The organism is Streptomyces narbonensis (assembly GCF_014649015.1).
Classification (GTDB): domain Bacteria; phylum Actinomycetota; class Actinomycetes; order Streptomycetales; family Streptomycetaceae; genus Streptomyces; species Streptomyces narbonensis.
Genome location: NZ_BMSF01000015.1, coordinates 1 through 9,132 on the forward strand (window position 1 = coordinate 1; position 9,132 = coordinate 9,132).

The 9,132-nt window shown below is 71.2% G+C and carries 7 protein-coding genes, 1 tRNA gene and 1 pseudogene; 5 read left to right on the forward strand and 4 right to left on the reverse strand.

What is annotated here, in order from left to right; translation table 11 throughout:
* The 4 genes and pseudogenes from IE124_RS25745 to IE124_RS25760 form a co-directional block, all read right to left on the reverse strand.
* Positions 1–132 (reverse strand): annotated as a pseudogene (locus IE124_RS25745) (ATP-binding protein); the annotation flags it as partial.
* The gene (locus tag IE124_RS25750) at positions 113–517 is read right to left on the reverse strand and encodes a DUF742 domain-containing protein (protein WP_017235980.1); all 405 of its coding nucleotides are present in this window, start codon (positions 515–517) and stop codon (positions 113–115) included. The gene IE124_RS25750 and the pseudogene IE124_RS25745, both read right to left, overlap by 20 nt.
* Positions 518–649: 132 nt before the next feature.
* Positions 650–1,063: a roadblock/LC7 domain-containing protein gene (locus tag IE124_RS25755; RefSeq protein ID WP_015036421.1), complete on the reverse strand. Its 414-nt coding sequence runs from the start codon at positions 1,061–1,063 to the stop codon at positions 650–652.
* 9 nt (positions 1,064–1,072) lie between these two features.
* Positions 1,073–4,975: a sensor histidine kinase gene (locus tag IE124_RS25760; RefSeq protein ID WP_229832875.1), complete on the reverse strand. Its 3,903-nt coding sequence runs from the start codon at positions 4,973–4,975 to the stop codon at positions 1,073–1,075.
* Positions 4,976–5,549: 574 nt separating this feature from the next.
* Here IE124_RS25760 and IE124_RS25765 point away from each other — a divergent pair.
* From IE124_RS25765 to IE124_RS25785, 5 genes are all read left to right on the forward strand, one after another.
* Positions 5,550–5,762 (forward strand): hypothetical protein, encoded by a 213-nt coding sequence (locus IE124_RS25765; RefSeq protein ID WP_189510829.1) that lies wholly within the window; start codon positions 5,550–5,552, stop codon positions 5,760–5,762.
* Positions 5,763–5,853: 91 nt separating this feature from the next.
* Positions 5,854–6,648 (forward strand): fumarylacetoacetate hydrolase family protein, encoded by a 795-nt coding sequence (locus tag IE124_RS25770; protein WP_189510832.1) that lies wholly within the window; start codon positions 5,854–5,856, stop codon positions 6,646–6,648.
* Positions 6,641–8,116, forward strand: a complete 1,476-nt coding sequence (gene gltX / locus IE124_RS25775) for a glutamate--tRNA ligase (protein ID WP_189510834.1) — start codon at positions 6,641–6,643, stop codon at positions 8,114–8,116. Before IE124_RS25770 ends, gltX begins: the two co-directional genes overlap by 8 nt.
* Before the next feature lie 116 nt (positions 8,117–8,232).
* Positions 8,233–8,955 (forward strand): HAD family hydrolase, encoded by a 723-nt coding sequence (locus IE124_RS25780; protein ID WP_189510838.1) that lies wholly within the window; start codon positions 8,233–8,235, stop codon positions 8,953–8,955.
* A gap of 94 nt (positions 8,956–9,049) precedes the next feature.
* Positions 9,050–9,121: transfer RNA gene (locus IE124_RS25785), tRNA-Gln, on the forward strand.
* The last annotated feature ends 11 nt before the right edge of the window (positions 9,122–9,132 follow it).

A 9,132-nucleotide genomic window follows, 5' to 3' on the forward strand; every position in this document is an offset into this window, starting at 1 on the left:
CGGGTTGATCTCCGAGACGGCGCCGACGAACGTGGTCTTGCCCACGCCGAAGCCGCCCGCCACGACGATCTTCGCGCTGGTGGTCGACCGGCTGGGAGCGCCGGCGCCGCCGCTAGAGCTTGCGAAGTCCACTGAGCACCCTTTCGAGCAGTGTCACGTCCGGCGTGCCGCCGGTCTCTCCGTTGCCCGGCTGGTGGATCGCCACCATGCCGGCCTCCGCCAGGTCGGCGACGAGGATCCGGGCGACGCCGAGCGGCATCGACAGCAGCGCCGACACCTCGGCCACCGACTTGACCTCACGGCACAGGTGGCAGATGCGCTGGTGCTCCGGAAGAAGGGTGGCGAGGTGCGCCGGGTCGGCCGTGGTGCTGACCAGGGCCTCGATGGCGAGCTGGTAGCGCGGCCGGGTCCGGCCGCCGGTCATCGCGTAAGGACGCACCAGCGGCTGGTCGCCCTCATGTCCGTACTCGTCGACTGAGGCGCCGTACGGATCGTGAGAGGCGGGGGGCGGGGTCATGAATCCTCCGGGCGTGACAGCGAGACTTCCGCCGTCGGATGGGGCCGGTGGGGGGCCGGGTGGGGCGGCCGGACGATGAACATGTTCAGGGCGGTACGGAGGGGCGTACCGCCCTGTCGTGATGACGGTCCGCTAGTGGAGCAGACTGCCCTGGAGCTCCGCGCGGAGATCAGGGGTGAGCACGCTGCCGGCCCGGTCGACCAGCAGCGCCATCTCGTAGCCCACGAGGCCGATGTCGCACTCGGGGTGGGCGAGCACGGCCAGTGAGGAACCGTCGGAGACCTGCATGAGGAAGAGGAAGCCGCGCTCCATCTCCACCACGGTCTGTGCGACAGGACCACCCTCGAAGATCCGGGACGCACCCGCGGTCAGCGAGGTCAGTCCGGACGCGACCGCCGCCAGCTGGTCGGCGCGGTCACGGGGGAATCCTTCGGACATGGCCAGCAGGAGTCCGTCGGCGGAGACCACCACTGTGTGGGACACCCCGGGGGTGTTGTCCACGAAGTTGGTGATCAACCAGTTCAGATTCTGCGCCGCCTGGCTCATCGCGTTCAACTAACGCTCCTGCTGATGGTTCGGACCGAGGTGGTGGTTACCCGTGGTCGAGTTACCCGCCTGTCGGCCCTGCTGGATGCCGCGGCGCAGATTGGTGAGCCGGCCGCGGACGTCGTCGGGTGCACGCGAGACCTGGGGGCCGGCGGTGTGCGCCTGCTCCTGTGCGGTCCCGGGTACGAGGTTGGCCTTCGGCACGCGCCGGGGGAGGCCGGAGGTGGTGACGCCGCCGGCCGCGGGCTTGCGCACCCGCTCGGCCTGACGCACCAACTCGTCGTTGGGGGAGGTCCGCCAGGCGGCTCCACCGTTCTGCCGGCCGTCTCCGGCACCGGCACCGGCCGGGCCTCCGGCCGGACGCTGCGCCACCGGAGCGGCCGGCGCCTGCGCCTGCGGGGCGGCAGGGGTCTGACCCTGCTGCCCGGCCTGCTGCTGGGCCTGCTCCTGGTGGAACCAGTTGGTCTCCAGCGTGTCGTACAGCGGGGTACGACCGTCGCCCGAGCCGGTGGCCGGCGGCAGCGCCTCCGGACGGCGGGGCTGCTGGAGCTGCGGCTGACGCGGCTGCTCGGCCTGCTCGTTCACCGGGCGCGGGGCACCGAGGTCCGGGCCGCCGGTCCGCTGCCGCGGGGCCGGAGCCTGCTGCTGGGCCTGCTGCGCCTGCGGTACGTAGGGCTGCTGGCCGAACTGCTGCTGCTGGCCACCCTGGTAGCCCTGCTGCTGTGCCTGCGGGGCCTGCTGGGGCGCCTGCTGCGCGCCGAAGTCGGGGCGCGGGAACTGACCGGTCGAGCCGGGACCCTGCTGCGCGCCGAAGTCCGGCCGCGGGAACTGGCCCGTGGAGCCGGGCCCCTGGGCCGCACCGAAGTCCGGGCGCTGGAACTGCGCCGTCGACGCCGGGTCCTGCACACCGCCCGGGTACGCCTGGATCTGCGGGGCCTGGGGAGCCTGCGGCTGCTGGCCCTGCTGCTGCGCACCGAAGTCGGGGCGCGGGAACTGGCCCGTGGAGCCGGGGCCCTGAGGGGCCGCCGGAGCCGCGTAACGGCCCGTCGTCTCCGGGTCCTCGTGACCGCGCGGGGCGTCCAGCGGGGTCATCTCCTGCTGCGGGCGCCGGACCGGCTGCTGCGCCGGGTCGTTGCCCCAGCTCGCCGCCTGCGGACGCTGCGGCTGGGGGTTGCCGCCCGGCAGTTCGGCGCGCGGGGCGCCGTAACCGGCGGCCTGCTCGCCCTGCGGGGCCTGCCGCTGGGCACCGGGGCCGGCCTGCCGGCCCGCCTGGTTGCCCCCCGAGGACTGGTTGCCCTGGTTGCCCCACACGTCCGTGCGGGACGGGATGGCGCTCGCCGCACCGCCGATGAGACCGCCAGAGCCGGGGGCCGGACGCAGCGGTTCCTGCTGCGGGCCCTGGGGCGCCTGCGGCAGCTGTCCGCTCTGGTCCGGCTGCGCCTGCTGGGGCTGCTGGGTACGGGACGGCTGGGGGCCACCCGTGAGCGGGGCGCCGTCACGACCGGGCAGCGCGGCGCGCGGAGCGCTCGCACCGACCTGGCCACGTCCGGCACCGGCGGCTGCGCCGAGCCGGCCGGCCGCCGAGGAGGGGGCACCACCCGGACCGCCGGGGCGTCCGCCGCCGGGGCCGCCGGCCGCGCCGGGACCACTGGGGAGGCGTCCGCCGGGAGCCTGGGCACCCGGGGGCATCGCGCCCTGGCCGCCGCCGGCCGGGTTGGGCATGGGCTTCCTGCCGCCCTGGGCGACGTCGACCGGAAGCATGACGAGCGCGGTGGTGCCGCCCGAGTCGGAGGGGCGCAGCTGGATCCGGATGCCGTGTCGCAGGGACAGGCGGCCGACCACGAAGAGACCCATGCGGCGGGAGACGGAGACGTCCACGGTGGGCGGCGAGGCGAGCCGCTCGTTGATCGCGGCGAGGTCCTCGGGGGAGAGGCCGATGCCGGTGTCGTGGATCTCGACGAGCACCCGGCCGTCGGGCAGCGCGTGACCGGTGACCCGGACCTTGGTCTGGGGGGAGGAGAACGACGTGGCGTTCTCGAGCAGCTCGGCGAGGAGGTGCACGAGGTCGTTGACGACCCGGCCGGCGACCTCGGTCGCCGGGACCGCGGCCAGCTCGATGCGCTCGTACTGCTCCACCTCGGAGGCGGCGGCGCGGAGCACGTCGACCAGCGGGACGGGACGGGTCCAGCGACGGCCCGGCTCCTCACCGGCGAGGACGAGGAGGTTCTCGCCGTTCCGGCGCATACGGGTCGCGAGGTGGTCCAGCTTGAACAGGGAGGACAGCTGGTCCGGGTCGGCCTCGCGGGACTCCAGCTCGGAGATGAGCGAGAGCTGACGCTGGATGAGGCCCTGCGAGCGGCGCGAGAGGTTGGTGAACATCGCGTTGACGTTGCCCCGGAGGAGGGCCTGCTCGGCGGCGAGACGGACGGCCTCGCGGTGCACGTCGTCGAAGGCCGCGGCCACCTGGCCGATCTCGTCCCGGGAGTGCACACCGACGGACTCGACGGAGGTGTCGACGTCCTGCGGGTCCGACTCCGAGAGCTGCTTGACGAGCTCGGGCAGTCGGTCCTGGGCGACCTTGGTCGCGGTGTCCTGGAGCCGGCGCAGCGAGCGGATCATGGACCGGGCCACGACGAAGGCGCCGATGAGCGAGACGCCGAGGACGAGGAGGATCAGCGCACCGTTGATGATGGCCTCGCGCTGGGCTTCCTGCCGCAGCTCACGGGCCATGCTCTCCATCTCGCCGAGCAGGATGCTCTCGGTGCGGTTCATGGAGGTGATCTTGGTGCCGTACTCGTCGGTGAAGTTCAGGTGACCGCGCCTGGTGCCACCGGGCATCGCCGCGTCCGACTTGAGCACCCGCTCGGCGTACTTCTCGGCGGCGGTGATCGACGGGTCGCCGTTGTTCAGGGCGGCGGTGAGTTCCTCGGCGTCCCCGCCGGTGGTCTCGTAGATCGCCCGGAAGGACTTGAGCTCGACGCCCTCGGAGTTGAAGGCGGCCTCGCCGTAGAGCCGGTCACCCTGCTGGATCTTGCCGGGGCTCTGGTCGTTCGGGGGGAGCGCGCCGGCGATGATCGCCTGCTGGATGGAGGCGTACTCCTTGGCGGACGAGAAGGCGGCGAGCGCCCGGGTCCGCTTGATCATCTCGGGGTTGCTGGTCGCCTGCGCCATGTCCTGGGACAGGCTGAGCAGCGAACGGATGAGACGGCTGTACGCCTCGACCGTCACCGAGTGGGAGACGCCCTTCGTGTAGGCGTTGCCGCGGATCAGGTGGAGACCGGTGACCTGCGAGGCGATCTGGCTGACGTTCTGGCGGATGCTCCGCAGCGCGTCGTCTTCCTCGGTGCTCGGGATCTCGTCCGTGGCGGCGAGGAAGGCCTTGTACTCGCGGTCGGTCTTCTTGCGCGGGTTCGCGACCTGGTAGTCGGTGACGGGCCTGCCGTTGGCCAGCGGGCCTGCGGAGAGGTCACGCTCGGCCTGGAGGGCCACGGCGAGGTCGGTCGCCTCACGGGTCAGCTTGGTCAGCAGCTGCATGTGGTCGAGCTGCTCGATGTCCGCGAGCGACTCGCTGATGCGGATACCGCCCAGCGAGGTGGCCGCGACCACGGGCAGGGTCAGCAGCGCGACCAGACGCGTGGAGATGCGCCAGTTGCGCAGGGCTATTCGGGGGCCGACCGAGTTCTCGGCCGTGGGCTTGTCGGGAGCCGCGGCGGGATCGGCCGGTGCGGCCCCGGCGCTCGCGCGCCTGCCGTCACCGCCCCCGCCGGACGGTCCCTGACCCTGGTTGGGGGTGTGCGAGGCCGAGGGACCGCGGTCGGTCCCGGCACGCGGTTCCTGCTCCGCCGGAGCTTCGGCTCGGCCCTGACGGGCCTGGGGAGACCCCGAGCCATCCCTCTTGAAACGTCCCTGCACTAGCGTCGCAACCTCTGGACCAGGCGTCCTTCCGGGTGAACGGAGAGGACGGTGTCGGCGTCGTATGGAACGCGTGATGCGTCCCATGGTGGTCGTCGGTGACCGGCGCAGTTCCCCCTTCCCCGCCACTCGGAACCGGCGCTGCGTTGCGCCCCCTGCGCGCCGGCTTGAAACCCGCGACGGTGCGTGGAATTCCAGCACAGTGCCGGACCTCCAACAAGAGCCGCGTGTCGGACCCGGAGCGGGATGACAACCCGTACTCGACGCGTCACCCCATGTAGAAGATGATCAGGGAGGATTCGGGCGTTTCTGCTCCAATGGCACCGCGTACCCGTGTGTCCCAGTCGCGATGATCAGGAGCGGAATGGAGCATTCAGTGCCGGAATGCCCGTTTCCGTGACGGCTCGCGACAGTCCGTAATGTCGGGAATGTGGAGTGATTGGTGAGCAAACTCACACGAAGATCGATGTCTTAGCCATGCATTCGAAGGGAATCGCATGTTTAGCCTGACGCTTTACACGATGCTCGCGCGCCCGAACGGGCGCCCCTCCCGGGACAGGGTCTGAAGAACGCCATGAACCCCACGAAGACCGCGCCGCTGCTCACCACGGCCAACCCGCGCCGCTCCACCCTCGCGCACCTCGAGGACGCCGCACAGCTCGGCCGGGGCGCCCTGCCGGAGTACGCCGCCGAACTCCCCGGGCAGACGGCCAACCCGCGCCGCACCGTCCTCATGACGGCCCCCGCCCCCTTCGAGCCCGCCCCGTACGTGTCCGCCTCCCGCTGACACCGCCGATACCGCCGGTCGGCGGCCCCCTCGCCGCGTTAGCCTGGAGCGTCAGACTCCAGCAAGTACCAAGTGAGGGGCGACAGCACTCGTGCGCATCGCCAGATTCTCCATCGACGGCAATGTGGCCTTCGGCGCCGTCGAGGGCGAGGGAACCGTCGAGTCCGGCGGCCTCGTCCTCGACATCATCAAGGGCATCCCGTACACCGACTTCGAGCTGAGCGGCACCAAGGTCCCGCTCAGCAAGGTACGGCTCCTGCCGCCCGTGCTCCCCAACAAGGTCGTGGCCATCGGCCGCAACTACGCGGAGCACGCCGCCGAACTCGGCAACGAGGTCCCCGACGTACCCGTCGCCTTCTTCAAGCCCACCACCTCGGTGATCGGCTCCGGCGACGCCATCGAGTACCCCTCCTTCTCCAACGAGCTGCACCACGAGGCCGAGCTGGCCGTGGTCATCGGCCGCATGTGCCGCGAGGTGCCCCGCGAGCGCGTGAAGGACGTCGTCTTCGGCTACACCTGCGCCAACGACGTCACCGCCCGCGACGCCCAGCAGCGCGAGAAGCAGTGGGCCCGCGCCAAGGGCTTCGACACCTCCTGCCCCCTGGGGCCCTGGGTGGAGACGGGCATGAGCATCGCTGCCGCGAGCGACCTGGCCATCCAGGCCACGGTCAACGGCGAGCAGCGCCAGCTGGGTCGGACGAGCGACATGATCCGCTCCATCGAGGACCTGGTCGTCCACATCACCGAGGCCATGACGCTGCTCCCCGGAGACGTCATCCTCACCGGCACTCCCGCCGGGGTCGGCCCCCTCAACGTCGGCGACGAGGTCGCCGTCACCATCGAAGGCATCGGCACTCTCACCAATAAGGTGATCAAGCGTGGCTAACGCGAACATCCGCGTCCGTTTCTGTCCCTCGCCGACCGGCAACCCCCACGTGGGCCTGGTCCGCACCGCTCTCTTCAACTGGGCCTTCGCCCGGCACAACGAGGGCACCATGGTCTTCCGCATCGAGGACACCGACGCGGCGCGCGACTCCGAGGAGTCGTACGACCAGCTGCTCGACTCCCTGAAGTGGCTCGGCCTCGACTGGGACGAGGGCCCGGAGGTCGGCGGCCCGCACGCGCCGTACCGCCAGTCGCAGCGGATGGACATCTACAAGGACGTCGCCGAGAAGCTGCTCGCCGGCGGCTACGCGTACCACTGCTTCTGCACCGCCGTGGAGCTGGAGGCCCGTCGTGACGCGGCCCGCCTCGCCGGCAAGCCGTCCGGCTACGACGGCACCTGCCGCAACCTGAGCGCCGAGCGCATCGAGCGCTACCGCGCCGAGGGCCGCGACTCCATCGTCCGCTTCAAGATGCCCGACGAGCCGATCACCTTCACGGACCTGGTCCGCGGCGAGCTCACCTTCACCCCGGACAACGTCCCGGACTACGGCATCGTGCGCGCCAACGGCGCCCCGCTGTACACCCTGGTGAACCCGGTCGACGACGCCCTGATGGAGATCACCCACGTCCTGCGCGGCGAGGACCTGCTCTCCTCCACCCCGCGCCAGATCGCGCTCTACAAGGCGCTGATCGAGCTGGGTGTCGCCAAGGAGATCCCCGCCTTCGGCCACCTGCCGTACGTCATGGGCGAGGGCAACAAGAAGCTCTCCAAGCGCGACCCCGAGGCCTCCCTCAACCTCTACCGGGAGCGCGGCTTCCTCCGCGAGGGCCTGCTGAACTACCTGTCCCTCCTGGGCTGGTCGTTCTCCGCGGACCAGGACATCTTCACCATCGAGCAGATGGTGTCGAAGTTCGACATCGCCGACGTCAACGCCAACCCGGCGCGCTTCGACCTCAAGAAGGCCGAGTCGATCAACGCCGACCACATCCGCATGCTGGACGTGAAGACCTTCGCCGAGGCCTGTGAGCCCTGGCTCCAGGCCCCGCACGCCAACTGGGCGCCCGAGGACTTCGACCGCGCCGCCTGGGAGGCCATCGCGCCGCACGCCCAGACCCGCATCACCGTCCTCTCGGACATCACGGCCAACGTCGACTTCCTCTTCCTCCCGGAGCCGGTCTTCGACCAGCCCTCGTGGGACAAGGCGATGAAGGGCGAGCCGGCCGCGCTGCTCACCACGGCCCGCGAGAAGCTCGTGGACGCCGACTGGAGCGACCCGGAGTCCCTCAAGAACGCGGTCCTGGCCGCCGGCGAGGCCCACGGCCTCAAGCTCGGCAAGGCCCAGGCCCCCGTCCGTGTCGCCGTCACCGGCCGCACGGTCGGTCTGCCCCTCTTCGAGTCCCTGGAGATCCTGGGCAAGGAGAAGTCGCTGGCCCGCATCGACGCGGCCCTGGCGAAGCTCGCCGGCTGAGCCGCGCCTTCCCTCCCCGGGGGCGGTGGCCGGACCTCCGGTCACCGCCCCCGGGGCGTTCTCCGGGACCGGTCGATCGGCCCCGCGTGACGGGGGCGCGGCGGTACGGTCGTGGCATGAGCATCCGCGCCGTCCTGTGGGACGTGGACGACACGATCTTCGACTACGCGACAGCCGACCGCGCCGGCATGAGCGCGCACCTGACGGCCGAGGGCCTGCTCGACGGATTCGACTCCGTCGACCAGGCCCTCGCGCGTTGGCGGGAGCTCACGGAACTGCACTGGCGCCGCTTCGAGACCGAGGGCGGCGACTTCCAGGACCAGCGGCGGGCCCGCGTCCGGGACTTCCTCGGGGCGCCGCGGCTCACGGCCGCCGGGGCCGACGACTGGTTCGACCGGTACGTCGTCCACTACCAGGCGGCTTGGGAGCTCTTCCCGGACGCCCTGCCCGTTCTCGACCTGCTCGCGGTCGACTACCGGCACGCGGTGCTGTCGAACTCCAGCATCCACGCCCAGGACCCCAAGCTCCGTGCCCTGGGCGTACGCGACCGCTTCGAGGCCGTCCTGTGCGCCGCCGAGCTCGGCTTCGCCAAGCCCGCTCCGGAGGCCTTCCACGCGGCCTGTACGGCCCTCGGCCTGGCCCCGCAGGAGATCGCGTACGTGGGCGACCAGCCCGACATCGACGCGCGGGGCGCGGCCGAGGCGGGGCTCGTGGGCATCTGGCTGGACCGCGCGGACACCGGTGGGCGGCCCGAGCTGCGGCGGATCACGGACCTGCGCCAGCTCCCCGCCCTGCTCCGCGGGGATACCCGTTTTGGAGCACCGTCCACCTTCAGGTAATGTTCTTTCTGCGCCGAGGGGAACAAGCCGAAAGGCAAGAACCCGGAAAGCGCAAGCCGAGCAGAATCCTCCCTGGTGGGGGACGTTGCCACGGTGGCCTATGGTGTAATTGGCAGCACGACGGTTTCTGGTTCCGTTAGTCTTGGTTCGAGTCCAGGTAGGCCAGCTCGCAGAGCT

Bases quoted from the DNA above. Each gene is read 5' to 3' on its own strand.
- IE124_RS25780 (WP_189510838.1), top strand. From the start codon at position 8,233: ATGAGCATCCGCGCCGTCCTGTGGGACGTGGACGACACGATCTTCGAC.
- IE124_RS25755 (WP_015036421.1), bottom strand. From the start codon at position 1,063: ATGAGCCAGGCGGCGCAGAATCTGAACTGGTTGATCACCAACTTCGTG.
- IE124_RS25765 (WP_189510829.1), top strand. From the start codon at position 5,550: ATGAACCCCACGAAGACCGCGCCGCTGCTCACCACGGCCAACCCGCGC.
- IE124_RS25750 (WP_017235980.1), bottom strand. From the start codon at position 517: ATGACCCCGCCCCCCGCCTCTCACGATCCGTACGGCGCCTCAGTCGAC.